Genomic DNA, 1,109 nt, shown 5'->3' with positions numbered 1-1,109 from the left:
CTCAGAGATCCCCTCATTTTTAGAGACTCAAATAATTCCAAGTGTGCGGGTATATAAGCGGTGTTGCTTCAGGTAGTAGATAAATTTATCCATCAACAAGACCGCATTGGCTTCTTTCATTTTAGGTAGCAACTGGTAATAGATGACCCCTTGCCGAAAGAACGAATAGGTTCGGCTCTTGCTGGTATTGACCTTGATCGTTCTCTCTAGACCGACACTGTCTCCAGCCTTACCCAGCAGCGTCAGCAAGACGATGGCTAGGGCACTGAATAAAAACAGTCGGTCGCGCCGGACCGGATTACTGATGTGCACATCTCCCATACCCATGCCGAATTTGTAATCTTTGATATCACGAAAACTGGTCTCGATACCCCAGCGCTGGCCGTATAGTTGCAACGCCTTGGCGGCGCTCAGGTCGGTCCGGTTACTGGCCAGAAACCACGCGTCTTTCATGCCACTCTTATGACAACAATAGACCCGTTCGACAGGCTGTCGCTGCCCAGTTAGCTCCACCGCTTTGAGGGTTCGGGTGCGCCCGGTCGGCGTTAGCCAGTCCCGAGCTGGAACCTGCTCTACACCAGGGTAACCAACCAAAACATTTCCTTTAAATCTAATGAGATAAGCAAAGCCTAGCTCTTGCTCCAGGCGTTCGAACAGCTCCATGTAACCAAAGCCGCGGTCAGCTACTACCGTCACGAAGATACCCTCTGGCAACGTCTGCTTGAGCTTGGTGAGCAGCTCTTTCTCATGGGCATTGCGTTGCCCTTTGAGCAACGATTTCCGATGGGTTTTCCACAGCAGCGGAGTACTGCGACCGTGGTTGGTTTGCAGGCTGATAACCAAGGTACTGTGATCATCGGCATCGAATTCGGTCCAGTCCATGGAGACTACGATCTCGGTACGTTCACCGACCACATAGGGCACCCAATCGTCAAAGAGGCTCCAGACATTGAGCTTGGTGTTAGTGAGCAGGCGATCCACCTGTTTAACCGCATGTTTACGTTCGAGACCGTTGGCCAAGGAGAGGCCACTACCGATGGCGTGGATGGCCAGTGAACCTGACTCGATAACCCCGAGGGTAGCATTGGCGAGGGAAAGAACACGCTTAG

1 protein-coding gene is annotated in these 1,109 nt (G+C 52.0%); it reads right to left on the bottom strand.

Going from position 1 to position 1,109, the window contains the following annotated elements; translation table 11 throughout:
- Positions 1-27: 27 nt before the first annotated feature.
- Positions 28-1,109 (bottom strand): IS4-like element ISAs18 family transposase (locus tag OKC42_RS22630; protein WP_270820935.1); only part of this gene is annotated, 1,082 nt, incomplete at its 5' end.

This window comes from Aeromonas sp. Y311-2 (genome assembly GCF_027706025.1).
In the GTDB taxonomy this organism is placed as follows: Bacteria; Pseudomonadota; Gammaproteobacteria; order Enterobacterales; family Aeromonadaceae; genus Aeromonas; species Aeromonas veronii.
This window is presented reverse-complemented; position numbering and strand designations above follow the sequence as displayed.